Below are 24,238 nucleotides of genomic sequence, written 5' to 3'. Positions count from 1 at the left end.
ACGCATATGCGGCGCCGGACGTGGGACAGGCGCTATTCCAGCGCGAACTCGAAGGTGCTGACGACGCGCAGCCGCTTGCCGATGGTGCGGGAGGTGTCCATGTCGCTGCCGTCGTCGTCGAGGATGCGGATCGCGCCCTGGTTGGCGCTCTTGAGGGGGCCGAGCGTCGCGCCGGCGTCGGCGGCGAACTTCTTCGCCTGCTCGCGTGCGCTCAGCGTGGCCTCTTCGAGCAGGTGGGGCTTGACGTCGTTGAAGCCGCGCAACTGGTAACGCGGCCCGCCGCCCGAGTCGTCGCCGCCGAGCTGGACGCCGGCCTCGATCAGCGGGTCCACCTTGTTCGACGCCTGCGCCACCGCGTCGACGCGGGCGGACTTCACCGTCACCTGGCCCTGGCCGTTGAAGCGCAGCGCGACGCGCTCCGAGCCGTATTCACGCGCCAGCAGGTCCTGCACCTGCAGCGGCCGGACTTCGATCTCGGCGTCGGTGAAGCCCTCGCCGCGCAGGAAGGCGATGATCCGCTCCCTGTCGCCGGTGAGCATCTGCTGCACGGCGGAGAACTCGTTCGCCGCACGGCGAAAGCTCAGCGTCCACACCGCGAAGTCGCTCTTCACGTCGCGCTCCGCCAGCCCCTTCACGGTGACGGTGCGGTCCGCGGTGCGAAAGCGCTCGATTCCCTTGCCCATCTGCACGCCGGCGAACGCGATGCCGCCGGCCAGCAGGAGCGCGGGGAAGAACCCTATCCTGGCATCGGCCATGTCTCGTTTCCTGACTCGAAGTTCCAATGGACGGGCAGTGTATCAGCAGCGCATCCGCGCCTCGCCTGCCCGCGCCGGCATCCTCACACCACGCCGGCACCGTGCGCCTGCTGGTCCGCCCAGTAGCTGGAGCGCACCATCGGGCCGCAGGCGGCGTTCCTGAAGCCCATCTTGAGCGCTTCGGTCTCGAACATCCTGAAGGTGTCCGGATGCGGATAGCGCAGCACCGGCAGGTGCCCGCCAGAGGGCTGCAGGTACTGGCCGATGGTCAGCATGTCGACGTCGTGCGCGCGCAGGTCGCGCATGACTTCCAGGATTTCCTCGTCGGTCTCGCCCAGGCCGACCATGAGGCCGGATTTGGTCGGCACGCCGGGGTGGCGCGCCTTGAATTCCTTCAGCAGCTTCAGCGAATACGCGTAGTCGGAACCCGGCCGCGCCTGCTTGTAGAGCCGCGGCACGGTCTCGAGGTTGTGGTTCATGACGTCGGGCGGCGCCTGGTCGAAGATCTCGAGGGCGACCTCCATGCGGCCGCGGAAGTCGGGCACCAGCACCTCGATGGAGGTGGCGGGCGAGGCGGCGCGGGTTTCGCGGATGCAGTCGACGAAGTGCTGCGCGCCGCCGTCGCGCAGATCGTCGCGGTCCACCGAGGTGATCACCACGTAGTTCAGGCGCATCGCGGCGATGGTCCTGGCGAGGTCGCGCGGTTCGTCCGGGTTCAGCGGGTCCGGACGGCCGTGGCCGACGTCACAGAACGGGCAGCGGCGAGTGCAGATGTCGCCCATGATCATGAAGGTGGCCGTGCCCTTGCCGAAGCATTCGTGGATGTTCGGGCAGGAGGCTTCCTCGCATACGGTGTGCAGCTTGTGTTCGCGCAGCGTGGCCTTGATCTCGTTGAAACGCTCGGCCTCCTGGCCGGCGCCGAGCCTGATGCGGATCCACTCCGGCTTCTTCAGGCGCTCGGCGGGGACGATCTTGATGGGGATGCGGGCGGTCTTGTCGGCGCCGCGCTGCTTGCGAACGGGGGTTTCCATGGTCGCTGTTCTCTGTGGGTTCCGGGTGGGAAATGGGTGGGGCGGATTATGATCCGCGCTACACCGATCCGACAGCCCTTGCCGGCTGATCCGCCGTATCAGCATCGGCCGGCAAGGGCGGCAGCAGGCGCTGCAGGTGCGCGAGCAGGGTTTCGCCCGCGCCCGGCACCGTCTCGGCGATGCCGAAATCCTTCATCTGTACGGTTCTGAGCCCTTCGTAGCCACAAGGGTTGATCCAGCCGAAGGGGGTGAGATCCATGTCCACGTTCAGGCTGAGGCCGTGGTAGCAGCAGCCGTTCCTGACCCGCAGGCCGAGCGCGGCGATCTTGGCGCCATCGACATAGACGCCCGGTGCGCCTTCCTTGCGCCCGGCGGCCAGGCCGTAATCGGCCAGCGTGTCGATGACGGCCTGCTCCATCAGCGTCACCAGCCCGCGCACCTTCAGGCGGCGGCGCGGCAGGTCGACCAGCAGGTAGGCGACGAGCTGGCCGGGGCCGTGGTAGGTGATCTGGCCACCGCGGTCGATATGCACCAGCGGAATGGCGGCGGGGTTCTGCAGCAGGTGCTCGGGGCGGCCGGCCTGGCCCAGGGTATAGACTGGCGGGTGTTCCAGCAGCCACAGCTCGTCGGGGGTGGAACCGGTCCGCTGCGCGGTGAACACGCGCATCGCCTCGAGCGCCGGCTCGTAGTCCACGCGGCCGAGGCGCTTGACGATCACAGCACCACCTTCACCATGGGGTGCGAGGTCAGCGCGCGGTAGAGGTTGTCGATCTGTTCCTGGGACACGGCCCGGAAGGTGCAGGTGATCGCCAGGTAGTTGCCCTTGCTCGAGGGACGCATTTCCATCGTCGCCGCCTCGAAGTCGGGCGCATGCACCAGCACGACGTCCAGCACCGCCTGCGCGAAGCCGTCGACGCGCGCGCCCATGATCTTGATCGGAAATTCGCAGGGAAACTCCAGCAGGCTCTGGCGGGGTTCGGAATCAGCCACTTCTCATCACCGTATCTTTGAATTCCTGGTACAGGGCGTGCAGCCGGCGGCCCACCGGGCCGGGCTTGCCGTCGCCCACCGGACGACCGTCGAGGGTCGTGACGGGCAGCACCTCCTTGGGGGAGGAGGCAATCAGCAATTCGTCGGCGTCGCGCACCTCGGCCTCGAGGATCTCGCGCACCTCGTGCGGCAGGCCATGGCGCGCGGCGAGTTCGAGCACCACGTCGTAGGTGACGCCGGGCAGCATCAGGTGGCTGTTGGGCGGCACCCGCAGCACGCCGTCCTTCACCACGAAGATGCTGGAGGCGGCGCCTTCGGTCAGAAAGCCGTCGCGGAACAGGATGGTCTCGGCGCAGCCGTGGTCGACGGCGATCTGGCGCAGCAGGCAGTTGGCCAGCAGCGACACCGTCTTGAGGTCGCAGCGCAGCCAGCGGAAATCGGCCGCGCTCACCGCGCCGACGCCGGTCTCCCGTTCGTGCTCGCCGGGCGTGGATAGCGGCTCGCTCATCAGGAACACGGTGGGCGGCACCGCCGGCGACGGGAAAGCCTGGTTGCGCTTCACGTCCGCACCACGGCTCACATGCAGGTACACGCCCTGGTCGGCCGGTTCGTTGCGCGCGACGATCTCGCCCACCTTCGCCGCCCATTCGCCGGCCGTGTGCGGATCGGGCAGGCGGATCGCCGCCAGCGTGCGCTCGAGGCGGCGCAGGTGCTCGGCGAGCCGGAACGGCTTGCGCGAGTACACCGGAATGACTTCGTAGGCGCCGTCGCCGAACAGGAAGCTGCGGTCCATCGGCGACACGCGCGCCTCGGCCAGGGGCAGGTAATCTCCGTTCAGGTAGCAGATGCTCATGTGCAGCTCCGCTCGGTTTCCGGGCCGCCGGCCGGCCCGCAGCGCGGACCGGGTCAGAGGCTCTTGATCCACATCACGATGGCGTCCCACAGGCGGCCGAAGAAGCCCGCCACCGGCACGTCCTGCAGGGCCACCACAGGATATTCGCCGAAGGGCTTGCCGTCGAGGCTGAGCTTGAGCGTGCCGATCTGCTGGCCCTTCTGCAGCGGCGCCACCAGCGGCTGCCGGCTCTCGAGCGTGGGCTGCACCTTCTCGGCCATGCCCTTGGGCAGCGACAGGACGAAATCGCCGGTGAAGCCGGCGCCGACCTCGTTGGCCTTGCCCTTCCACACGCGGAACTGCGACAGCGCCTCGTCGGCCGCGTACAGCTTCACGGTGTCGTAGAACTGGAAGCCGAAGTTCAGCAGTTTCAGCGATTCCTGCGCGCGCACGGTGTCCGAACTGGTGCCCAGCACCACCGAGATCAGGCGGCGCGAACTGCGCTGCGCGGTCGATACCAGGCAGTAGCCGGCGGTGCTGGTGTGGCCGGTCTTCATGCCGTCGACGGTGGGATCGAGGAACAGCAGGCGGTTGCGGTTGGGCTGGGTGATGCCGTTGTAGGTGTATTCCTTCATCGAGTACAGGCCGTAGTACTCGGGGAAGTCGCGCACGATGGCCGATGCCAGCATGGCGAGGTCGCGCGCGGTGGTGTAGAGCTGCGGGTCGGGCAGGCCGGTGGCGTTGGTGAAGTGGGTGTTGGTCAGGCCCAGGCGCTTGGCTTCGCGGTTCATCAGCGCGGCGAAGGCTTCCTCGCTGCCGGCGATCAGCTCGGCCAGCGCGACGCAGGCGTCGTTGCCCGACTGCACGATGACGCCGCGGATTAGTTCCTGCACGGTGACGGGCTTCAGCGGCTGGATGAACATGCGCGAGCCTTCCATGCGCCACGCCTTCTCCGACACCGGCACCGTCTGCTCCGGCGTGAGGGTGCCGGCCTTGAGCGCGGAGAACGTCAGGTAGGCGGTCATCAGCTTGGTCAGCGAGGCCGGTTCGATGCGGGCGTCTTCATCCTTCTGGGCCAGCACCTGGCCGGTTGCATGGTCGACGAGCACCCACGCCTTGGCCGCGAGCGCCGGGGGCGGCACCTGCTGCGCGAAGGCGGCGAACGAAAACAGGGAGATCAGGAAAGCAATGACGAAACGCATGGGGAAAACCCGGGAGAAGAAAGGCTGCGGCAAGACGAGCGCAGGATTATAGGACGCGCCGGGAAGGCGGACGAAAGACGAAAGGCTTTGTTTCATCCCGCACGGGCCATGATACCGGCCGGATGCTGCGATGCATCAGCGGATGACCACGAAGGGCTTGAGCTTGAGCTTGCTGCCCATGCTGGCCGCCGCCGCCTTCGCTTCCTCCACGCTGGTGTAGGGGCCGGCATGCAGATGGAAGCGGTCGCCGCTGGAGATCAGCTCGACGCGCTCGGCGAACGCGGATGCTTCCTGATGCACCGAGGCGTGGAAGCTCTCGGCGTTGAGCCGCGAGGCGAACGCGCCCAGTTGCAGGTAGATGCCGCCACCGCTCGCCGAGGGCAGCGGCGGCGCCAGGCTCGCCACCCCATCGGGCTTGCCCGGCACGGCCGGCGGCGGACCGGAGCGGCCCTTGAGCGGCGGTACCGGCCTGGCGGCGGCCACCAGCGGCACTTCGTCGGTCAGGATCTGCTCCACCTCGACCTCGGTGCTGCCGGCATTGACGTAGCCGAGCTTGTAGGCCGCGGTGTAGGACAGATCGATGACGCGGCCCTTGTGGAACGGACCCCGGTCGTTGATGCGCACCACCACCGAGCGGCCGTTGTCCAGACTCGTGACGCGCGCGTAGCTGGGGATGGGCAGCGTCGGGTGCGCCGCCGTCATCGCGTACATGTCGTAGGGCTCGCCGCTGGAGGTCGGATTGCCGTGGAACTGGCGTCCGTACCAGCTCGCCCTGCCCTGTTCGCGCCACGGCGCGATGCGGGTCGCGGGCACGTAACCCTGGCCCAGTACGTTGTAGGGGCGGTTGGCGTAGCGGTGCAGGGGTTCCGGGCGCGGCTCGGGGTCGGGGATGTCGTCGAGGTTGCCGGGGGTGTCGTCGCCCGGACCGTCGTTCTGGTAGTAGCCGCCGCCGCGCCGCGCTGCGGGCGCCGCCGGCTTGGCCGGCAGCCCAGGCAGGTGGAGCTGGGCATCGGCACCCGTTTGCGGCCGGGTCGGCGCGGTGCCGCAGGCCGACAGCAAGGCCGCCGCCAGCACGGCCGCCACCGCCCACCCGCCCCGCCGCCACGGCCGCGCCACGGCCTCGAGGGCGGCGCAAGCAAAGATCTGCGGGATGGCGGACTTCATCGCGGTGACGGGTCTCTCAGGTCTGCTTTGCCAGGCGGCTGCGCTGGATGCTCATCAGAATACCCACTCCGAGACACAAGGTGACGAGCGCGGTTCCTCCGTAGCTGACGAACGGCAGGGGCACGCCCACCACCGGCAGGATGCCGCTCACCATGCCCATGTTCACGAAGGCGTAGGTGAAGAAGATCATCGTGATCGCCCCGGCGAGCAGGCGCGTGCCCAGCGTGTGCGCCTGCAGCGCGATGTGGAAGCCGCGCACCAGCAGCATGAGGTAGGTCGCGAGCAGCACGATGGTACCGACGAGGCCGAACTCCTCCGACAGCACGGCGAAGATGAAATCGGTGTGGCGCTCGGGCAGGAAGGACAGATGGGTCTGCGTGCCGTTCTGCCAGCCCTTGCCGGTCACGCCGCCGGAACCGATGGCGATGGTGGACTGGATGATGTGGAAGCCCTTGCCGAGCGGGTCCTGGGTCGGGTCGAGCAGCGTGCACACGCGATGCTTCTGGTACTCGCGCAGCACCTTCCAGTCCACCTCCGGCTGGCAGATGGTGTCGCCGAAGGCAATGATGGAGCCGATGCCGACGATGCCGATCAGCGCCACCGGCACGATCAGCTTCCAGCTCAGGCCAGCGAAGAAGATCACGTAGAAGCCGGCGGCGGCCACCAGCAGCGAGGTGCCCAGATCCGGCTGGATCAGGATCAGGCCGACGGGCACCACCAGCATCAGGCCGGCGACGACGAACTCGCGCCAACTGACGTGGCCCTCGCGCTGCTGGAAGAACCAGGCCAGCATCAGCGGCATCGCGATCTTCATCAGTTCGGACGGCTGGATGCGGGTGATGCCGATGTCGAGCCAGCGCTGCGCGCCCTTGGAGACCTCGCCGAACAGCTCCACGGCCACCAGCAGCACGGTGCCGAGCACGTACAGCGGCAGGGCCAGGCCGAGCAGGCGCTGGCTGGGAACGGCCGCGATCGCCCACATCGCGGCGAGCGCGATGGCGCCGTGCATCAGTTGCGAATCCATGCGGTCGGGCGAGGCGCTGCCCATGATGACCAGCGCGTAGCCCATCAGGGTCAGCAGCACCAGCAGCAGGACGGGGTCGAGCGCGCGCAGCAGCCGGCGCAGGAATTCGAGCGCCTGGAAACGGAAATCGCTCACCGGATCACCCTCCCGCCGCTGCGCGGCGAAGGGCCGGCCTTGCACGGCCGTCCCGTTCCGCAGGCGCGGAGCGATGCTCCGCGCAACCCCTGCTCCACCCCCGCGGGAGGACGAGTACCTCCTTCGGGCGGCCGGGCGGCGGTGCTCACGACAGCCCTCCCGTCGCTGCGCGACACCCTCCCCGCGGGAGGACGAGCACCTCCTTCGGGCGGCCGGGCGGCGGTGCTCACGACAGCCCTCCCGTCGCTGCGCGACACCCTCCCCGCGGGAGGACGAGCACCTCCTTCGGGCGGCCGGGCGGCGGTGCTCACGACAGCCCTCCCGTCGCTGCGCGACACCCTCCCCGCGGGAGGACGAGCACCTCCTTCGGGCGGCCGGGCGGCGGTGCTCATTCCGCGCTCTCCACCGCGTCGGCATCCTCGTCCGCCGGATGGTCGGTCCGGCTCTTGAGGAGGAGGTAGTCGATCACCTGGCGTGCGATCGGCGCCGCCGACTGCGCGCCGAAGCCGCCGTTCTCCACCAGCACCGCCAGCGCGATCCTGGGCTTGTCGGCCGGCGCATACGCGATGAACCAGGAATGGTCGCGCAGGCGCTCGCTGATCCGGCCTTCGACGTATTTCCCGCCTCTGAGCGAGAACACCTGGGCGGTACCGGTCTTGCCGCCGGCCTCGTAGGGGGCACCGCGGAACGCGCGCGCGCCGGTCCCGGCCTTGTTCACGTCGACCATCGCCGCGCGCACTGCCGCCATATGGGCCGGATTCAGGGCGACCTTGCGCAGCGGCTCGGGCTCCACCACCCGCTTCGCGCCGCCCGCATCGATCACGTTGCGCACCAGATGCGGGCGGTACAGCCGGCCGTCGTTGACCAGCGCGGCGAGCGCATTGGCGAGCTGCACCGGCGTGTAGGCGTTGTAGCCCTGGCCGATGCCGACGGAGATCGTCTCGCCGCCGTACCAGCGCTGCAGTTCGGGCTTGCGGAAGCGCTTCTTCTTCCATTCCGGCGAAGGCAGCACGCCTTCGGCCTCGCCCGGCAGGTCGATGCCGGTGCGCGAACCGAAGCCGAGCGGGGCCATGAAGCCGGCGATGGCATCGATGCCGAGGTCGTTGGCGAGCTGGTAGTAATAGGTGTTGCACGACACCACGATGGACTTGTGCAGGTCGACCATGCCGTGGCCGCCGACCTTGTCGTCCATGAAGCGATGGCCGCCGAAGTTGAAGTAGCCCGGATCGGCGATGGCGCCATTGACCGTGCGCTTGCCGGTACTGAGCCCGGCCATCGCCATGAAGGGCTTGAAGGTCGAACCCGGCGGATAGGCGGAAAAGATCGCGCGGTTCAGCAGCGGATGGTCGGGCGAATCGTTCAGTTCCTTCCAGTCCTGCGTGGAGATGCCGTCCACGAAAAGGTTGGGATCGAAAGTGGGCGTAGACACCAGCGCCAGCACGCCGCCGGTCTCCGGCTCGATCGCGACCAGGGCGCCGCGGCGCTTGCCGAAGGCTGCCTCGGCCACCTTCTGCAGCTCGATGTCCAGCGTCAGCTCGAGATCGCTGCCCGGCACCGCCGGCAAGCGCGCCAGGGCCCGTACCGCGCGTCCGCTGGCGTTGACTTCCACCTGCTCGAAACCGGTCTGGCCGTGCAGTTCGGCCTCGTAGGACTGCTCCAGCCCGGACTTGCCGATGTATTCCGAACCGCGGTAGTTGGCGCTGTCGCCGCGCTCTTCGATGCGCTCGACGTCACGCTGGTTGAGGCGGCCGATGTAGCCGATGATGTGCGAGGCGGTCGCGCCCAGCGGGTAGTCGCGGAACAGCCGTGCCTGCACCTCCACGCCGGGAAAGCGGTAGCGCTGCGCGATGAAGCGGGCGACTTCCTCGTCGGTGAGGCGGGTGCGCACCGGCACGCTGTCGAAGTTCCGGCTCTCCTCGAGGATCTTGCGGAAACGGCGCCGGTCGCGCGGCTCGATGGCGATGATCTCGGACAGGCCGTCGATCGTCGCCTCGAGATCTCCTGCGCGCGACGGCGTGATCTCCAGCGTGTAGGCGGCGTAGTTGCGCGCCAGCACGACGCCGTTGCGATCGACGATGGTGCCGCGCTTGGGCACGGCGGGCAGCAGCGCGATGCGGTTGTCCTCGGCGCGGGTCAGGTAGTAGTCGTGGCGCACCACCTGCAGGTAGTAGAAGCGCGAGGCCAGCAGGCCGAGGCAGACGAGCACGAACAGGGCGGCCACGACGATGCGGCGGCGAAAGCGTGTGCTGTCCTGATCGGGGGTGCGGAACTCGGCCATCGGCGCCTGTGCTCAGATCGGGCGGTTGTCGTCGCGGTCGACCGGCTGGTACTGCGGCAGCAGCAGCAGGTAGGTGAGCGGCACCCACAGCAGCAGGCTGGTGAAGCTCGACAGGAAGTAGAGCCAGCCGGGAAACTCCGCCCCGGCGATCATGCGCACCGCCACCATCAGCACCTGCGACACCAGCAGCATCGGCAGCACGTGCAGCGCCTGCTCCAGCGGCGGGAACCACATCAGCCGGCGCGCCAGTCCGTTGACCAGGTAGGCGAGCACCACATAGGCGAGCGCATGCTGCCCCAGTGCCGCGCCGAGGCCGATGTCGACGAGCACGCCGAACACGAAACCCGTCCCCATGCCGATGCGCAGCGGTTCGCGGATGCACCAGAAGGCCAGCACCAGCGCCACCCAGTCGGGCACCCCCGGCGTACGCCCGGTCGGGATGTACTCGAGGCCGAGCGCCACGAACAGGCTGAGATAGATGAACCAGCCCTTGGCCGGCAGCAGGATGCGGCTGGATCGGTTGCTCGGCTGCATGGATCAGCGTCCTCTCGCTTTCTTTTCCGCGGGCGGGTCGGCCTTCGGCGGCGGGGGCGGCAGTTGCACGCGGCCGATCACCAGCACCTGCACACTGCGCTCCACCCCCGCGAGCGGTTTGCACACGATGGTGGCGAAGGCATCGGCATCGCGATCCACCGACACCACCTCCGCCACCGGCAGGCCGGGCACGAAGACGCCGTCCAGGCCCGAGGTCACCAGCCGGTCGCCGGGCTGGATGTCGGCGGAACCGATCACGAAGCGCACCTCCAGGCGCCCCTGGCCGGCGCCGAACAGCACGCCGCGCAGGCCGTTGCGTTCGACCTGCACCGGGATGGCCTGGTTGCGGTCGGTCAGCAGCGTGACTTCGGACTGCACCGGGAACACGCGCGTCACCTGGCCGATCACGCCGCTGGCGTCCACCACCGCGAGGCCGGGCTCGATGCCCTGCTGCGCGCCGCGGTCGAGGATCACCTTGCGGGCGAACGGATCGGGCGCGTTGTACAGGATGTCGGCGGCGACGCTGCGCGTCTGCACGCGCTGCGACATCTCGAGCAGGCCGCGCAGATGGGCGTTCTCCTGCTCGAGCAGATCGAAGCGCAGCAGACGTTCGCCGGCTCCCAGTTGCTGGCGGCGCAGTTCGGCGTTGTCGCGCTGCACCTCGACCAGCGTGGCGAAATACACCGACGCGTTGCGCACGAAGTCGGCCGGCGTGGCCGCCGCCATCTGCAGCGGATAGGTGACCACCGACAGCGCGTGCCGGAACACCTCGAGGTAGCGGAAGCGCAGGTCCGACACCAGCATGGCCAGGCAGACGCTGACGAAAAGCAGCAGGCGGACCAGCGGCGCCGGTCCGCGCCGGAAGATCGGGGGCGGCTTGTGGCCGACGAGGGACATCGGAAGGGTCCGGGATCAGCGCGGCGCCGGCAGGGCCGGCGGCGGGCGGTCAGTCCGAAGTGAAGATCGAGGCAAGCTTGTCCATCTTGTCGAGCGCCATGCCGCAGCCGCGCGCGACGCAGGTCAGCGGCTCCTCGGCGACGATCACCGGCAGGCCGGTCTCTTCCATCAGCAGGCGGTCGAGGTCGCGCAGCAGCGCACCGCCGCCGGTCAGCACCATGCCGCGGTCGGCGATGTCGGCGCCCAGTTCCGGCGGGGTCTGCTCGAGGGCGATCTTCACCGCGGAGACGATCTGGTTCAGCGGCTCGGACAGCGCCTCGAGGATCTCGTTGGACGAGATCGTGAAGCTGCGCGGAATGCCCTCGGCCAGGTTGCGGCCCTTGACCTCCATCTCGCGCACCTCGGAGCCGGGGAAGGCTGAGCCGATTTCCTTCTTGATGTTCTCGGCGGTCGTCTCGCCGATCAGCATGCCGTAGTTGCGGCGGATGTAGTTGACGATGGACTCGTCGAACTTGTCGCCGCCCACGCGCACGCTGCCCGCATAGACCATGCCGCCCAGCGCGATGACGCCCACCTCGGTGGTGCCGCCGCCGATGTCGACCACCATCGACCCCACCGCGTCGGACACCGGCAGGCCGGCGCCGATCGCCGCCGCCATCGGCTCCTCGATCAGGAAGACCTGCGATGCCCCCGCCGCCAGCGCCGCGTCGCGGATCGCGCGGCGCTCGACCTGGGTGGAGCCGCAGGGCACGCAGATGATGATGCGCGGGCTGGGCGACAGCAGGCGGGAATCGTGCACCTTCTTGATGAACTGCTTGATCATCTGCTCGGTGACGACGAAGTCGGCGATCACGCCATCCTTCATCGGCCGGATCGCGGTGATGTTGCCGGGCGTCTTGCCCAGCATCTGCTTGGCTTCGCGGCCGACCGCCTGGATGGTGCGCTTGGCGTTCGGGCCGCCTTCGGTGCGGATCGCCACCACCGAGGGTTCGTCCAGCACGATACCCTTGTTGCGCACGTAGATCAGGGTGTTGGCGGTGCCGAGGTCGATCGCGAGATCGTTGGAAAAATAGGAGCGCAGGAAACCGAACATGAGCCTTCCGAAACCGATGGTGTGTGGTCTGCCGCATCCGGGCCGGCGTATGCGGTCAGGCGGCCGGGAATGCAAGGCGGCCCCGACCGGGGCAAAGCGATTATGATAACCTACAAACCTTTGTAGACTCAGCAGGTTTTGTTACCTCATGTCGCTGTCCAACGAACAGGTCGGGCACATCGCCCGACTCGCGCGCATCGCGCTCACCGACGCCGGAATCGAAGCCGCCCGCGCCAAGCTCGACGACATCTTCGAACTGATCGAACAGATGCAGGCGGTCGACACCACCGGGGTGGCGCCGATGAGCCACCCGCAGGAACTGGCCGCGCGGCTGCGCCCCGACGCCGTCACCGAGACCGACCGCCGCGACGCCTTCCAGAAGATCGCGCCGCAGACCGAAGCCGGGCTCTACCTGGTCCCCAAAGTCATCGAATGAAGTCCGTGCGGACGGTCCGGCGCACATGCGCCGGACCGTCCGCCCCACTGCTGCCGACATCATGATCAATGCCTCCCTCGTGGAACTGCGCCGCGCGCTCGACGCCGGACGGATTTCCAGCGCCGAACTCGCCACGCTGTTCCTGGACCGCATCGCTGCGCTCGACCCGCAACTGAACGCCTTCATCACCGTCGACCGCGACGGCGCGATCGAGGCCGCGCGCGCGGCGGACGCGCGCATCGCTGCCGGCCGCGCCGGCCCGCTCACCGGCATCCCGCTCGCGCACAAGGACGTGTTCTGCACCGAAGGCGTGCTGACCACCTGCGCGTCGAAGATGCTCGGCAATTTCGTCAGCCCCTACGACGCCCACGTCGTCGGCCTGCTGAAGGCGGCCGGAGCGGTGAGCCTGGGCAAGACCAACATGGACGAGTTCGCGATGGGCTCGTCGAACGAGAGTTCCTTCTACGGCCCGGTGAAGAACCCGTGGGACACGGCCCGCGTGCCCGGCGGCTCGTCCGGCGGTTCGGCCGCGGCGGTGGCCGCGCGCCTGGTGCCGATCGCCACCGGCACCGACACCGGGGGCTCGGTGCGCCAGCCCGCGGCCTTCTGCGGCATCACCGGCATCAAGCCGACCTATGGCCTGGTGAGCCGCTACGGCATGATCGCCTACGCCTCCTCGCTCGACCAGGGCGGCGCCTTCGGCGCCAGCGCCGAGGACTGCGCGCTGCTGCTGTCGGCGATGACCGGCTTCGACGAGCGCGACTCCACCAGCCTGGAGCGTGCGCCCGAAGACTACGCCGCCGCCCTCGCCGCGCCCGCCGCCGGCCCGCAGCCGCTCGCGGGCCTACGCATCGGCCTGCCGCGCGAATTCTTCGCCGAAGGCATGGCCGACGGCGTGCGCGCCGCGGTCGAGGCCGCGCTGGATCAGTACCGCGCGCTGGGCGCGACCACCGTCGACGTCTCGCTGCCCAACGCGAAGCTGGCGATCCCCGCCTACTACGTGATCGCACCGGCCGAGTGCTCGAGCAACCTGTCCCGCTTCGACGGCGTGCGCTACGGCCATCGCGCGGCCGACTACGCCGACCTCGCCGACATGTACAGCAAGAGCCGCGCGGAAGGCTTCGGCGAGGAGGTCAAGCGCCGCATCCTGGTCGGCACCTACGTGCTGTCGCACGGCTACTACGATGCCTACTACCTGCAGGCGCAGCGCCTGCGCCGGCTGATCGCGGAGGACTTCAGGGCCGCGCTGGCGCAATGCGACGTGATCGCCGGCCCGACCACGCCCACCACCGCGTGGACGCTGGGCGCGATGGCCGACGACCCGGTGCAGATGTACCTGTCGGACATCTACACGATCGCGGTGAACCTCGCCGGCCTGCCGGGCATCTCGCACCCCTGCGGCTTCGACGCCGGCGGCCTGCCGGTCGGCCTGCAACTGGTGGGCGACTACTTCGGCGAGGGCCGGCTGCTGGCCGCCACCCATCGCTTCCAGCAGGCCACCGACTGGCACCTTCGCCGGCCGGAGTACGCGCGATGACCGCAGCCCGCGTGCGGCACGCCGGCCCGCTCGGCGCCGTTGCGGCAGCCCTGCTCGCAGCGGCCTGCGCCACGCCGTTGCTGCAGCCGTCCGCCTCGCCGGAGCTGCGCCCGGGGGCCGGCGGCCGCCTGAAGCCGATGCCGGTCCGCCCGCTCGACATCCGGGCCGACTGCCGCTTCAAGGACGAAGCCGGCTACGGCGCCAGCACGATGCTGGACGTGAGCTACGCGGAGGTGAAGGCGTTTTCGGCCTCGGTGGACATACCCAGGCGCGGCAGTTGCCGCTTCGACGGCGAGTTCGCGCAGGTCAGGCGCACGCCGCACGTCGAGCTTCGGGCGCGCGACGGCTGCACCGTCAGCATCTGGGAACAGGGCGAACAGGTCACCGTCGCCTTCAACGACTGCGCCGCCCGCTGCACGCGCGGCGCCTTCGACTACGTGTGGCCGATCATCGTCGATCGGCGCAGCGGCCAGTGCCACTGACGGTCCGGCACGGCGGGAAAACCGAATTTGATGCGCGGACGCCATCGGGCGCCCGCAGGCAGGAACGGAAACGACCATGAGCAGAACCGATTGGGAAGTCGTCATCGGGCTGGAAGTGCATGCCCAGCTCAACACCGCGAGCAAGATCTTTTCCGGCGCCAGCACCGCCTTCGGTGCCGAGCCCAACCGCCAGGCGAGCGCGGTGGACATCGCGCTGCCGGGCGTGCTGCCGGTGCTCAACCGCGGCGCGGTGGAACGCGCGATCCGCTTCGGCCTGGCGATCGGCGCCCACGTCGCCCCCACCAGCGTGTTCGCGCGCAAGAACTACTTCTACCCGGACCTCCCCAAGGGCTACCAGATCAGCCAGTTCGAGCTGCCGGTGGTGCAGGGCGGCGAGATCACGATCCGCGTCGGCGATGGCGACAAGGCCTACGAGAAGACCGTGCGCCTGACCCGCGCCCACCTCGAAGAAGACGCCGGCAAGAGCCTGCACGAGGACTTCCACGGCATGACCGGGATCGACCTCAACCGCGCCGGCACGCCGCTGCTGGAGATCGTGTCCGAGCCCGACATGCGCTCGTCGGCCGAAGCCGTGGCCTACGCCCGCACGCTGCATGCGCTGGTGCGCTGGATCGACATCTGCGACGGCAACATGCAGGAAGGCTCCTTCCGCTGCGACGCCAACGTGTCGGTGCGCAAGAAGGGCGCAACCGAGTTCGGCACGCGGCGCGAGATCAAGAACCTGAACTCCTTCCGCTTCCTGCAGCAGGCGATCGACTACGAGGTGCAGTGGCAGATCGGCACCATCGAGGACGGCGGCCGCATCGTGCAGGCGACCGTGCTGTTCGACCCCGACACCGGCGAGACGCGCATGATGCGCACCAAGGAAGACGCGCACGACTACCGCTACTTCCCCGACCCCGACCTGCTGCCGCTGGTGGTCTCCGACGCGTGGCAGGCGCGCGTGCAGGCCGGGATGCCCGAGTTGCCGGGCGCGATGAAGGCGCGCTTCATGGACGAATGGGGCCTGTCGGCCTACGACGCGACGACGCTCACCGCCTCCAAGGAGGTCGCCGACTTCTACCAGGCCACGGTGTCGGCCGCCGGCGCGGCGCTCGCCAAGCCCTGCGCCAACTGGGTGATGGGCGACCTCGCCGCGCGCCTGAACAAGGCCGAGCTCGACGTCGTCGCCTCGCCGGTGTCGCCCGCGCAGCTCGCCGGCCTGGTGGCGCGCATCGCCGACGGCACGATCTCCAACGCCATCGGCAAGAAGGTATTCGACGCGTTGTGGAACGGCGAAGGCGCGACCGCCGACGAGATCATCGACAAACAGGGCCTGAAGCAGGTCACCGACACCGGCGCCATCGAGGCCATCCTCGACGAGGTGCTGGCGGCCAACCAGAAATCGGTCGAGGAATTCCGCGCCGGCAAGGAGAAAGCCTTCAACGCGCTGGTCGGCCAGGCGATGAAGGCCAGCAAGGGCAAGGCCAACCCCGCGCAGGTGAACGAGCTGCTGCGTAAGAAGCTGGGCGGCTGACCCGCCACGCAAACCGCACGGGGTTTTCCAGCCGCCAGGATCGCGACACGGCAGGTCTGATGGCGGGGGAGGCGTGGAGCAGGCGAGGACTGTCCGAGCACCGAGCGCAGCGAGGGCGAGTTCCGCAGCCCACGGAACGCATCCCCCGCCACCGGACCGGATTCGAGCGACACGCCGAACGGGCGAAGGCCACCCAACCCCCGGACAAAGCGAGCCCAGATTCCGCAGCCCGACGGAACGCATCCCCGCCACCGGACCGGCTTCGGAGCACTCATGCGCCGCCCCGCCGACCCCGCCCGGCCGACGCAGCAGGCAGCGGCACGCAGCTACAATTCGAGCCTGGACAACGCTCCGAAGGAGACGAACCGATGTGTCAGCTCCTCGGCATGAACTGCAACGTGCCGACCGACATCTGCTTCTCGTTCGCGGGTTTTCGCGCCCGCGGCGGGCTCACCGACCACCACCGCGACGGCTGGGGCATCGCCTTCTTCGAGGGCGCCGGTGCGCGCGTCTTCCTCGACCCCTGCGCCAGCGCGTCGTCGCCGGTCGCCGAGCTGGTGCGCAGCTACCCCATCCGTTCGCTGAACGTCATCGCCCACATCCGCAAGGCCACGCAGGGCGAAGTCAGACTGGAGAACACCCACCCGTTCCAGCGCGAGCTGTGGGGGCGATACTGGATCTTCGCCCACAACGGCAACCTGACCGACTACCACCCGGCGCCGTCGGACCGCTTCCTGCCGGTGGGCGGCACCGATTCCGAACGCGCCTTCTGCCACATCCTCGACACGCTGGCGCGGCGCTTCCCCGACGGCCCGCCGCCGCCCGCGGCGCTGCACGGCGCGCTGCGCGAGCTGGCGACCCTCATCGGCGGCCACGGCGAATTCAACTTCCTGCTGTCCGACGGCGAGCGCCTGTTCGCGCATTGCTCGTCGCGGCTCTGCTACGTGGTGCGCAAGGCCCCCTTCCCGGTGGCGCACCTGGCCGACGAGGACGTGTCGGTGGATTTCAGCGAGGTGACCTCGCCCACCGACCGCGTCGCCATCATCGTCACCACCCCGCTGACCGACAACGAGACCTGGCGGCAGATCCCGCCGGGCACGCTGCTCGCCTTCCACGACGGCGAACCCGAGGCGCTGGGCGAGACCGCCACCATCGCCGCCCCGGCCGCCGCCGATCCGCAGCGTTGTGCGTAAATGTTCCGCCAGCATGCGCCGCGGGCACGCTAGAGTTATGTCCCGATCGTCCTTCGTCCGTTGCGAGCCCGTCCATGGATTGTCCGCTGTGTGCCGCACCGTCCCGCGCCGGGAGCCCCGAGATCGTGCTGTACGAGGACGAGCACTGCCGGGTGATCCGCGCCGGCGAGCCGGCCTACCCGGGCTTCTGCCGCGTGATCTGGAAGCGGCACGTGGCGGAGATGACCGAACTCGAACCCGAAGCGCGGCGCCACCTGATGGACGTGGTGTTCGCCACCGAACGGGCGCTGCGCGAGCTGATGCAGCCGGACAAGATCAACCTGGCAAGCTTCGGCAACATGGTGCCGCACCTGCACTGGCACGTCATTCCGCGCTTTTGCGACGACCGCCACTTCCCCGAACCGACCTGGGGCGCGCCGCAGCGCGAGGGCGTGGCGCACGCCTCGCCCCCGGCGGAGACGCTCGCCCGGGTCATCGCCTCCGCGCTGGCGCGCGGCTGAAGCCCCGGCCGATCACCCGGCACGCATGCCCAACGGAACCGACATGAATTTCCGCAATCCGGCCGACTGCCTGAACCTGCTGCGGCACCTCCACCCGACCGACGTCGTGGCCACGCATGCGACGCTGAGCGAGATGACCGCAGACCTGCTCGAGGCGATGCCGGCGCCCAACCAGCATCTCGAACTGCTGGAGGCCGCGCGCGACCTGCTGGTGTTCACCCAGACCGAGATGGCCAGGCGCTACGCCGCGCACCCCCTCGCGCCGGGCAGCGCGGACCATCCGACGCTGGTGCGCGTCGTGAGCCTGTGGAAAAACCTGGCCCGCTCCTACGCCCAGATCTCCCGCGACGACGCCGGGCAGGGCACGCTGGACGACCAGCGCGCGCTGCTGGCGCAGCGGCGCCTCTACTGCGCGGGCATGGTCGTGCTCGAGTACTTCCGCGCCCACCAGGAAGTACCGCGGGGCTGCTGGGCCGAGATCCACGAGTGCTATGCCGCAGCCGTGCAGGCGAACATGGAGGGCATCCGCGTCGCGGACCCCCTCAACGAAGTATGGAAGGCGCAAAGCACGCGCGAAGCCTACGTCTCCGTGCTGCTGGTCGACCTCGCCAATCCCTATGGCCGCGACGAACGCGAACTGAACTGGATCTTGCGCTGGGCGCAGCGCTTCGCCCCCTACTGCAGCCTCACCACCGACCTCGACAACCAGAAGGCCAACGTCTATGCGGTGGATCTCGGCGGCGACCGCGGACTGGGCCCGATCGGCCTGCTGCCGCGCACCAGCAGCCTCATCCGCTTCGACGGCAGCGCGCTGGCAAGCCAGATCCGGGGCGTGCTGGCGCAGTTCAAGCAAGGCGTGAAGCCGGCCTCGCTGGGCCTCGGCGAAGACTGCTCGCGCGATGCCGGCGCGCGCCTGCTGCTGTCGCTGTACCGTCCCTGGGGCCTGTCCTCCTCCGGGCGCCGCTTTCCGCGCCGCGCCGCCGAAGGCAACGTGGCGCTCACCGGCGACTGGCTGGCGATCGGCTTCGGCGTCGGCGGCATGGTATTCGAGCAGCCGCGGTTCGAAAGGCCGCGCGGCAACGTGCGCGAGGACATCTCGCTGCTCACCTTCGGCGAGCGTGTGCCGCGCGCCGATCCGCCATCGATATCCGCTTTCCACGATCGGCAACGCGAGGCGGAGCGCCTCGGGCTGGCCTGCGAGCCCTGGAAGCTGCTGGACCAGTCGGTGGGCGGATTCCGCGTCGAACAGACGCCGGGAGCGGAACGCGTCGGGCACCACCAGCTCGTCGGCGTGCGTCCGCACGACAGCGAACACATGCTGCTGGGCCAGATCAGTTGGTTGATGTTCAGGAACGACGGGCGGCTGGAGGCCGGCGTGCATCTGCTGTCGGGCATGCCGCGCATGGCCGCGGTGCGGCCCGTCGTCACGCAGGGCCGCCTGCCGGCGTTCCAGCAGGGCTTTGCGCTGCCCGCCAACCCGGCGCTGAAGACCGAGGCTTCGCTGATCCTGCCCGGCCCGTGGTATCAGCGCGGCCGCGAGATCGACATCCGCGAGGACGACGGTGCCCCGCGCCGCATGCGCCTGACGAAGCTCATGCTGCGCGGCGCCAACTTCGACCAGGTCTGCTTCGAGCCGGCGGCGATCAGTCCTGAGTGATGCGCGCGGGCGGGAAGCGCACCGTGAAGCGGCTGCCGGCGCCGGGCCGGCTTTGGACACCCATCTCGGCCTGGTGCCGCGTCAGGATGTGCTTGACGATGGCCAGCCCCAGGCCGGTACCGCCGGTCTCGCGCGAGCGCCCGCGGTCCACGCGGTAGAAACGCTCGGTCAGGCGCGGGATGTGCCCGGCTTCGATGCCGATGCCGTCATCCTGGACCCAGAACTCGCCCCCGCCGTCCGCACGGCGCCGCCAGCCGATCTCGACGTGGCCGCCGGTGGGCGTGTAGCGCACCGCGTTGCTCGTCAGGTTGGCGACCGCGCTGTGCAGCTCCTTGCGACTGCCATGCAGTACCCCTCCGCCTTCGAGCTTCATCGTGACGGTATGCCGGCCACCCGACAGCAGTTCGGTCTCCTTGTGCACCTCGTGCATCAGGTCGGCGACATCCACTCCCTCTTCCACCGGCGCCGGCGCGCCGGTCTCGAGCACCGACAGCGTCAGCAGGTCGTCGATGAGGCGGCGCATGCGGCCGGACTGCTCGTGGGCGAGCACCAGGTAGCGGTGGACCTCGTCGTGGTCGAAATCGTCGAGGCCGTCCGACAGGGTCTCCAGGAAACCGTCGATGACGGTCAGCGGCGTGCGCAGCTCGTGCGACACGTTGGCGACGAAATCGCGGCGCATCGTTTCCAGCCGCTCGAGCTGGGAAATGTCGCGCGACAGCACCAGATACTGGTCCTCGCCGAACGGAATCACCTGCACCTGCAGGGTCAGACCGGCGCCGCGCCCGGCATGCATCACGAGCGGCTCGCCGTAATGGCGCGACTGCAGATAGCGCACGAACTCGGGATTGCGGACGAGGTGCGTCATCGGGGCACCGAGGTCGTGCGCGCGGTCGAGGCCGAAATGCTGCTCCGCCCTGACGTTGAGCCACTCGATGGTGCCGGCCCCGGAAAGGTACAGCACGCCGTCGGGCATCGCCTGGCTGGCGCTCTGGAAGCGCCCGAGCGCATGCGTGAGGCGATCCCTGACCTCGTACGATTGCCGCGAACGCCGCTCGAACTCGGCGAAGGCCCGCCCCCAGTAGCCGCGTGCAGTGGGCAGGGGCGTGCCCATCGGCTCGCGCGTCCATGCCAGCAGCCGGTGAAGCTGGTAGCGATCGTGCGCGGAAAGGGCGATCAGGCCGACGATGAAGACGGCCGCGCCCCACGCCACGCCGGCGGCGACGAGCACGGGCAGCGACAGGAACATCAGCAGGGTCAGCGCCACGACGGCACTGACCCACACGTAACGGAGCGAACGGATCATGCCAACGCCAGCGGGAAGCAGGAAAACGTCAATTATCCCGCCGGCGAGCCTTGTTGTGCCTGGGTCGACAAACGATAACCGCTGCCCCGCACCGTCTGGATCAGCGCGTCATGGCCGCCCGGCTCGAGCGCGCAGCGCAGGCGGCGGATGTGCACGTCGACGGTGCGCTCCTCGACGAACACATGGTCGCCCCAGACCTGGTCGAGCAGTTGCGCACGCGAATGAACGCGCTCCGGGTGGGTCATCAGGAAATGCAGCAGGCGGAATTCGGTCGGCCCCAGCGACAGCGCCTGGTCGTTGGCGCTGACACGGTGCGTGACCGGGTCGAGCCGCAGGCCGCCCACCTCCACCGCATCCTCGGTGGCCTGCGGTGCACGCCGGCGCAGCACGGCCTTGATGCGGGCGACGAGTTCGCGCGGGCTGAAGGGCTTGGTCACGTAGTCGTCGGCTCCGGTCTCGAGGCCGACCACCTTGTCCTGCTCCTCGCCACGCGCGGTGAGCATGATGATGGGAATGTTGCGCGTGCGCTCCTCGGCACGCAGGCGGCGGGCAAACTCGATGCCCGAGGCGCCCGGCAGCATCCAGTCGAGCAGCACGAGGTCCGGCAGGGCCTCGCGCATGATGCGGGAGGCGATTTCCGCATCGGCCGCGCGCACCACGTGATGCCCGGCGCGCGCAAGGTTGGCGGCGATCAACTCCTGGATGGCCGGCTCGTCTTCGACGAGCAGGATGTTCGCTGGCATGGTGTCACTCCGCGATGGTCTGGCGGCAGTCTATTGCAGCAGTTTGACAATCTGATGAAATGTCATCGGCCTGAAACAAGACAGCCGGGCGGAAGGGGGCGGCCGATTCGGGTATGATGGCCTCCCCATACGGAGGCTGCCGCAATGGCCGGACTGGATCAGGACACCCCGATTCCCACCGCGATCACGCTGCACCGCAAGTCGCGCGTGCTCGAGATCGCCTTCGCCGACGGCAGCCGCTTCGAGTTTCCCTTCGAGTTCCTGCGGGTCCAGTCCCCGTCCGCCGAGGTGCGCGGCCACGGCCCCGGCCAGGAAACCCTGCAGCAGGGCAAGCGCGACGTCGACATCCTGAGCCTGGAGCCCGTGGGCAACTACGCGGTGAAGCCGGTATTTTCCGACGGACACGACAGCGGCCTGTATTCCTGGGACTACCTCCACATGCTGGGCCGCGAACAGGACGGCCTGTGGCAGGCGTATCTCCGACGCCTCGAACGCGAGGGCGGCACCCGCGACCCGGCGAAACTTCCGCCGCCGGCACCGAAGGGCGGTTGCGGACACCACCACTGAGCGGATCATGAGCGAAAAGACCACCCATTTCGGCTTCCAGACGGTGGCCGAGGAAGCCAAGCAGAAGAAGGTCGCCGAGGTGTTCTCCTCGGTGGCGCAGAAGTACGACGTGATGAACGACCTGATGTCCATGGGCCTGCACCGACTCTGGAAGGCGTTCGCCATCCAGGTGTCCGGCGTGCGCGACGGCGACCGGGTGCTCGACGTGGCTGGCGGCACCGCGGACCTGTCGCTCGCCTTCGCCAGGAAGGTGGGCAAGCGCGGCCAGGTATGGCTCACCGACATCAACCACGCGATGCTGTCGCGCGGACGCGACCGCGTCGTCGACGCCGGACACCCGCTGCCGGTCGCCCAGTGCAACGCCGAAAGGCTGCCCTTCCCCGACGACTGGTTCGACTGCGTGACGGTCGCCTTCGGCCTGCGCAACATGACCCACAAGGACGCCGCCCTCGCCGAGATGCGGCGCGTGCTGCGGCCGGGCGGCCGCCTGCTGGTGCTCGAGTTCTCGCGCGTCTGGAAGCCGCTGTCACCACTGTACGACCTCTATTCGTTCAAGATCCTGCCGTGGATGGGCAAGAAGGTCGCCAACGACGCGGACAGCTACCGCTACCTCGCCGAATCGATCCGCATGCACCCCGGCCAGGAGGAATTGAAGGCGCTGATGGAACAAGCGGGGCTGGCCAGGGTCGATTATTTCAACCTGAGCGCGGGCGTGGTTGCCCTGCATCGCGGTTACAAGATCTGACGAGGAGACCTCACCGATGAAACGACTGATCCTTTCCCTCTTCATGGCCATCTTCTCCTTAGGCTTCATCGCCGCCGACGCCGAGGCCCGGCGCCTGGGTGGCGGCGGCAGCCTCGGCATGCAGCGCTCGGCCCCCGCCCAGGCGCCGCGGCAGCCCGCCGCCACCCCGCCGAGCCAGACGCCCGCCGCCGCGCCGGCGCAGCAGCCGCGGCGCGGATGGATGGGCCCGGTCGCCGGCCTCGCCGCCGGACTGGGCCTGGCGGCCCTGGCCTCGCATCTCGGCTTTGGCGAGGAACTGGCTTCGTTCATGATGCTGGCGCTGCTCGCCATCGCTGCAGTCGTGGTATTCCGCCTGCTGTTCCGCCGCGGCCCCGCCAGCGGCGCCCGGCCGCAGCAGGGCCTGCAATACGCCGGCACCCCCGCCTCCGGGACGGGTACCGTACCGCGCTTCGACGCCGCGCAGCCGGTTTCCCCTGTGAGCGCCGCAGCGGCCCGCGGCTTCGATGCCGAGGCATTCGCGCGGCAGGCGAAGGTGAACTTCATCCGCCTGCAGGCCGCCAACGACGCCGGCGACCTCGACGATATCCGCGAATTCACCACCCCCGAGATGTTCGCCGAGATCCGCCTGCAGCTCGCCGAGCGCGGCTCCGCAGCGCAGCGCACCGACGTGATCCAGCTCGACGCCGAAGTGATCGACATCGCCGAAGAGGCGGGCCGCTACATCGTCAGCGTGCGCTTCAGCGGCTTGCTGCGCGAGGAAGCCGGCGCCGCCCCCGCGCCCTTCGACGAGGTCTGGCACCTCACCAAGCCGATGACGGGCACGTCGGGCTGGGTGATCGCCGGCATCCAGCAGACCCATTGATCCACGCGGCGGGGCCGCATACGGCGTGCGGCCCGCCTAGACGCGAGGCGCAGCGCGCTTCGCCACTCCTTGCCGCACCGGCCGCGAGGGCTGGAACGAACCGCGGTTTCGCCATGATCGACAGCCTTTTCCTCTCCGCCACGAATCATCTTCTCGCCCAGGCCGCCTGGGCGCGCAAACGCCTCGAACCTCACGCGGGCCGCACGGCCCGCCTCGAACTTCCACCGCTGGGCACGATCGACTTCTCCGTATCCGGCGATGGCCATCTCGCACGATGGACTGCCGGGGCGGCACCCGACGTGTTGCTGCAACTACCCGTCGGACGCCTCCCACTGGCGCTCGCCGAGGGGATGGAGGCAGTGATGCGCCAGGTGCGCATCGAAGGCAATGCCGAATTCGCCGATGCGCTCGGCTTCGTGTTCCGCCACCTGCGCTGGGACCTGGAAGAGGATCTGTCCCGCGTGGTCGGCGACATCGCCGCACATCGCCTCGTCGAGACCGGCCGGCAGCTTTCGGAGCAGGGCCGGCGCACCTTGGCCAACGCCGGCGGCAATCTGGTCGAATACCTCGTGGAGGAAAAGCCGCTGCTCGTGTCGCGCAGCACCCTGCTCGCCCTCGCCAGCGAGATCGCCGAACTGCGCGACGCGGTGGCGCGGCTGGACAAGCAGATCGAACGGATCGCGCGCCGCTGCTGAATCGCCCCTGGAAGGCCGCAACGACGACCGGCGCATGCAAGGCGCC

At 69.1% G+C, this 24,238-nt stretch carries 25 protein-coding genes; 11 read left to right on the top strand and 14 right to left on the bottom strand.

From position 1 onward, the window contains the following. Window positions 1-32: 32 nt before the first annotated feature. From CCZ27_RS21280 to CCZ27_RS21225, 12 genes are all read right to left on the bottom strand, one after another. On the bottom strand, window positions 33-755 hold the full coding sequence (locus CCZ27_RS21280) for an SIMPL domain-containing protein (RefSeq protein ID WP_096451570.1): 723 nt from the start codon (window positions 753-755) through the stop codon (window positions 33-35). Window positions 756-838: 83 nt separating this feature from the next. Beyond that, the gene (gene lipA / locus CCZ27_RS21275; protein ID WP_096451568.1) at window positions 839-1,786 is read right to left on the bottom strand and encodes a lipoyl synthase; all 948 of its coding nucleotides are present in this window, start codon (window positions 1,784-1,786) and stop codon (window positions 839-841) included. 58 nt (window positions 1,787-1,844) lie between these two features. Further along, entirely contained in the window at window positions 1,845-2,504 is a 660-nt protein-coding gene (gene lipB / locus CCZ27_RS21270) for a lipoyl(octanoyl) transferase LipB (protein WP_096451566.1), read from the bottom strand. After that, complete coding sequence (locus CCZ27_RS21265) at window positions 2,501-2,713, bottom strand: YbeD family protein (protein WP_385961165.1); 213 nt, start codon at window positions 2,711-2,713, stop codon at window positions 2,501-2,503. The genes lipB and CCZ27_RS21265 overlap by 4 nt, the downstream gene beginning before the upstream one ends. 55 nt (window positions 2,714-2,768) lie before the next feature. Beyond that, entirely contained in the window at window positions 2,769-3,629 is an 861-nt protein-coding gene (locus CCZ27_RS21260; RefSeq protein ID WP_096451562.1) for a D-amino acid aminotransferase, read from the bottom strand. A 53-nt stretch (window positions 3,630-3,682) separates the two neighbouring features. Then, complete coding sequence (locus tag CCZ27_RS21255) at window positions 3,683-4,810, bottom strand: D-alanyl-D-alanine carboxypeptidase family protein (RefSeq protein ID WP_096451560.1); 1,128 nt, start codon at window positions 4,808-4,810, stop codon at window positions 3,683-3,685. Window positions 4,811-4,945: 135 nt separating this feature from the next. Next, the gene (locus CCZ27_RS21250) at window positions 4,946-5,974 is read right to left on the bottom strand and encodes a septal ring lytic transglycosylase RlpA family protein (RefSeq protein ID WP_096451558.1); all 1,029 of its coding nucleotides are present in this window, start codon (window positions 5,972-5,974) and stop codon (window positions 4,946-4,948) included. 16 nt (window positions 5,975-5,990) lie between these two features. Further along, window positions 5,991-7,133: a rod shape-determining protein RodA gene (rodA, locus tag CCZ27_RS21245; protein WP_096452870.1), complete on the bottom strand. Its 1,143-nt coding sequence runs from the start codon at window positions 7,131-7,133 to the stop codon at window positions 5,991-5,993. Between the two features lie 388 nt (window positions 7,134-7,521). After that, window positions 7,522-9,411, bottom strand: a complete 1,890-nt coding sequence (mrdA, locus tag CCZ27_RS21240; RefSeq protein WP_096451557.1) for a penicillin-binding protein 2 — start codon at window positions 9,409-9,411, stop codon at window positions 7,522-7,524. Between the two features lie 12 nt (window positions 9,412-9,423). Next, window positions 9,424-9,945 carry a rod shape-determining protein MreD gene (gene mreD / locus CCZ27_RS21235; protein ID WP_096451555.1) on the bottom strand — a complete coding sequence of 174 codons (522 nt, stop codon included), beginning with the start codon at window positions 9,943-9,945 and terminating at the stop codon, window positions 9,424-9,426. Window positions 9,946-9,948: 3 nt separating this feature from the next. Then, window positions 9,949-10,842, bottom strand: a complete 894-nt coding sequence (gene mreC, locus CCZ27_RS21230) for a rod shape-determining protein MreC (RefSeq protein ID WP_096451553.1) — start codon at window positions 10,840-10,842, stop codon at window positions 9,949-9,951. Window positions 10,843-10,891: 49 nt separating this feature from the next. Beyond that, window positions 10,892-11,935: a rod shape-determining protein gene (locus CCZ27_RS21225; RefSeq protein WP_096451551.1), complete on the bottom strand. Its 1,044-nt coding sequence runs from the start codon at window positions 11,933-11,935 to the stop codon at window positions 10,892-10,894. Between the two features lie 148 nt (window positions 11,936-12,083). Between CCZ27_RS21225 and gatC the strand changes: the two genes are divergently transcribed. The 7 genes from gatC (at window position 12,084) to CCZ27_RS21190 (ending at window position 19,277) form a co-directional block, all read left to right on the top strand. Beyond that, entirely contained in the window at window positions 12,084-12,371 is a 288-nt protein-coding gene (gene gatC, locus CCZ27_RS21220) for an Asp-tRNA(Asn)/Glu-tRNA(Gln) amidotransferase subunit GatC (RefSeq protein WP_096451549.1), read from the top strand. 61 nt (window positions 12,372-12,432) lie between these two features. Further along, window positions 12,433-13,908, top strand: coding sequence for an Asp-tRNA(Asn)/Glu-tRNA(Gln) amidotransferase subunit GatA (gatA, locus tag CCZ27_RS21215; RefSeq protein ID WP_096452868.1), 1,476 nt, complete (start codon window positions 12,433-12,435; stop codon window positions 13,906-13,908). Beyond that, a complete protein-coding gene (locus CCZ27_RS21210) occupies window positions 13,905-14,390 on the top strand; it encodes a hypothetical protein (RefSeq protein WP_096451547.1) in 486 nt (161 codons plus the stop codon). The genes gatA and CCZ27_RS21210 overlap by 4 nt, the downstream gene beginning before the upstream one ends. Window positions 14,391-14,466: 76 nt before the next feature. Continuing rightward, window positions 14,467-15,927: an Asp-tRNA(Asn)/Glu-tRNA(Gln) amidotransferase subunit GatB gene (gatB, locus tag CCZ27_RS21205; protein ID WP_096451545.1), complete on the top strand. Its 1,461-nt coding sequence runs from the start codon at window positions 14,467-14,469 to the stop codon at window positions 15,925-15,927. A 368-nt stretch (window positions 15,928-16,295) separates the two neighbouring features. Next, window positions 16,296-17,120 (top strand): class II glutamine amidotransferase, encoded by an 825-nt coding sequence (locus tag CCZ27_RS21200; protein WP_096451543.1) that lies wholly within the window; start codon window positions 16,296-16,298, stop codon window positions 17,118-17,120. A gap of 74 nt (window positions 17,121-17,194) precedes the next feature. Further along, the gene (locus CCZ27_RS21195) at window positions 17,195-17,620 is read left to right on the top strand and encodes an HIT family protein (RefSeq protein WP_096451541.1); all 426 of its coding nucleotides are present in this window, start codon (window positions 17,195-17,197) and stop codon (window positions 17,618-17,620) included. A 43-nt stretch (window positions 17,621-17,663) separates the two neighbouring features. Continuing rightward, on the top strand, window positions 17,664-19,277 hold the full coding sequence (locus tag CCZ27_RS21190; RefSeq protein ID WP_096452866.1) for a cyclic-di-GMP receptor FimW-related protein: 1,614 nt from the start codon (window positions 17,664-17,666) through the stop codon (window positions 19,275-19,277). Here the strand turns inward: CCZ27_RS21190 and phoR are convergent. Beyond that, complete coding sequence (gene phoR, locus CCZ27_RS21185; protein ID WP_096451539.1) at window positions 19,264-20,580, bottom strand: phosphate regulon sensor histidine kinase PhoR; 1,317 nt, start codon at window positions 20,578-20,580, stop codon at window positions 19,264-19,266. The two genes, CCZ27_RS21190 and phoR, sit on opposite strands and share 14 nt — an antisense overlap. A gap of 32 nt (window positions 20,581-20,612) precedes the next feature. Continuing rightward, complete coding sequence (phoB, locus tag CCZ27_RS21180; protein ID WP_096451537.1) at window positions 20,613-21,323, bottom strand: phosphate regulon transcriptional regulator PhoB; 711 nt, start codon at window positions 21,321-21,323, stop codon at window positions 20,613-20,615. 144 nt (window positions 21,324-21,467) lie between these two features. Between phoB and CCZ27_RS21175 the strand changes: the two genes are divergently transcribed. From CCZ27_RS21175 to CCZ27_RS21160, 4 genes are all read left to right on the top strand, one after another. After that, entirely contained in the window at window positions 21,468-21,890 is a 423-nt protein-coding gene (locus tag CCZ27_RS21175) for a gamma-butyrobetaine hydroxylase family protein (protein WP_096451535.1), read from the top strand. 7 nt (window positions 21,891-21,897) lie between these two features. Beyond that, window positions 21,898-22,635 carry a bifunctional demethylmenaquinone methyltransferase/2-methoxy-6-polyprenyl-1,4-benzoquinol methylase UbiE gene (gene ubiE / locus CCZ27_RS21170; protein WP_096451533.1) on the top strand — a complete coding sequence of 246 codons (738 nt, stop codon included), beginning with the start codon at window positions 21,898-21,900 and terminating at the stop codon, window positions 22,633-22,635. Window positions 22,636-22,651: 16 nt separating this feature from the next. After that, window positions 22,652-23,497: a Tim44 domain-containing protein gene (locus tag CCZ27_RS21165; protein ID WP_096451531.1), complete on the top strand. Its 846-nt coding sequence runs from the start codon at window positions 22,652-22,654 to the stop codon at window positions 23,495-23,497. 113 nt (window positions 23,498-23,610) lie between these two features. Continuing rightward, on the top strand, window positions 23,611-24,192 hold the full coding sequence (locus CCZ27_RS21160; protein WP_096451529.1) for a ubiquinone biosynthesis accessory factor UbiJ: 582 nt from the start codon (window positions 23,611-23,613) through the stop codon (window positions 24,190-24,192). Window positions 24,193-24,238 lie beyond the last annotated feature (46 nt).

Source organism: Thauera sp. K11, from assembly GCF_002354895.1.
Taxonomy (GTDB): Bacteria; Pseudomonadota; Gammaproteobacteria; order Burkholderiales; family Rhodocyclaceae; genus Thauera; species Thauera sinica.
The sequence above is the reverse complement of the archived record's forward strand: the minus strand, read 5'-3'. Positions and strand labels throughout refer to the sequence as shown.

Coding starts and splice junctions, on each gene's coding strand:
- CCZ27_RS21195 (WP_096451541.1), top strand. CDS start 17,195: ATGGATTGTCCGCTGTGTGCCGCACCGTCCCGCGCCGGGAGCCCCGAG.
- CCZ27_RS21280 (WP_096451570.1), bottom strand. CDS start 755: ATGGCCGATGCCAGGATAGGGTTCTTCCCCGCGCTCCTGCTGGCCGGC.
- phoR (WP_096451539.1), bottom strand. CDS start 20,580: ATGATCCGTTCGCTCCGTTACGTGTGGGTCAGTGCCGTCGTGGCGCTG.
- CCZ27_RS21210 (WP_096451547.1), top strand. CDS start 13,905: ATGACCGCAGCCCGCGTGCGGCACGCCGGCCCGCTCGGCGCCGTTGCG.
- gatB (WP_096451545.1), top strand. CDS start 14,467: ATGAGCAGAACCGATTGGGAAGTCGTCATCGGGCTGGAAGTGCATGCC.
- CCZ27_RS21250 (WP_096451558.1), bottom strand. CDS start 5,974: ATGAAGTCCGCCATCCCGCAGATCTTTGCTTGCGCCGCCCTCGAGGCC.
- lipA (WP_096451568.1), bottom strand. CDS start 1,786: ATGGAAACCCCCGTTCGCAAGCAGCGCGGCGCCGACAAGACCGCCCGC.
- gatC (WP_096451549.1), top strand. CDS start 12,084: ATGTCGCTGTCCAACGAACAGGTCGGGCACATCGCCCGACTCGCGCGC.
- CCZ27_RS21260 (WP_096451562.1), bottom strand. CDS start 3,629: ATGAGCATCTGCTACCTGAACGGAGATTACCTGCCCCTGGCCGAGGCG.
- ubiE (WP_096451533.1), top strand. CDS start 21,898: ATGAGCGAAAAGACCACCCATTTCGGCTTCCAGACGGTGGCCGAGGAA.
- mreC (WP_096451553.1), bottom strand. CDS start 10,842: ATGTCCCTCGTCGGCCACAAGCCGCCCCCGATCTTCCGGCGCGGACCG.
- CCZ27_RS21175 (WP_096451535.1), top strand. CDS start 21,468: ATGGCCGGACTGGATCAGGACACCCCGATTCCCACCGCGATCACGCTG.
- CCZ27_RS21200 (WP_096451543.1), top strand. CDS start 16,296: ATGTGTCAGCTCCTCGGCATGAACTGCAACGTGCCGACCGACATCTGC.
- mrdA (WP_096451557.1), bottom strand. CDS start 9,411: ATGGCCGAGTTCCGCACCCCCGATCAGGACAGCACACGCTTTCGCCGC.
- gatA (WP_096452868.1), top strand. CDS start 12,433: ATGATCAATGCCTCCCTCGTGGAACTGCGCCGCGCGCTCGACGCCGGA.
- phoB (WP_096451537.1), bottom strand. CDS start 21,323: ATGCCAGCGAACATCCTGCTCGTCGAAGACGAGCCGGCCATCCAGGAG.
- CCZ27_RS21190 (WP_096452866.1), top strand. CDS start 17,664: ATGAATTTCCGCAATCCGGCCGACTGCCTGAACCTGCTGCGGCACCTC.
- CCZ27_RS21225 (WP_096451551.1), bottom strand. CDS start 11,935: ATGTTCGGTTTCCTGCGCTCCTATTTTTCCAACGATCTCGCGATCGAC.
- CCZ27_RS21255 (WP_096451560.1), bottom strand. CDS start 4,810: ATGCGTTTCGTCATTGCTTTCCTGATCTCCCTGTTTTCGTTCGCCGCC.
- mreD (WP_096451555.1), bottom strand. CDS start 9,945: ATGCAGCCGAGCAACCGATCCAGCCGCATCCTGCTGCCGGCCAAGGGC.
- CCZ27_RS21165 (WP_096451531.1), top strand. CDS start 22,652: ATGAAACGACTGATCCTTTCCCTCTTCATGGCCATCTTCTCCTTAGGC.
- CCZ27_RS21160 (WP_096451529.1), top strand. CDS start 23,611: ATGATCGACAGCCTTTTCCTCTCCGCCACGAATCATCTTCTCGCCCAG.
- CCZ27_RS21265 (WP_385961165.1), bottom strand. CDS start 2,713: ATGGGCGCGCGCGTCGACGGCTTCGCGCAGGCGGTGCTGGACGTCGTG.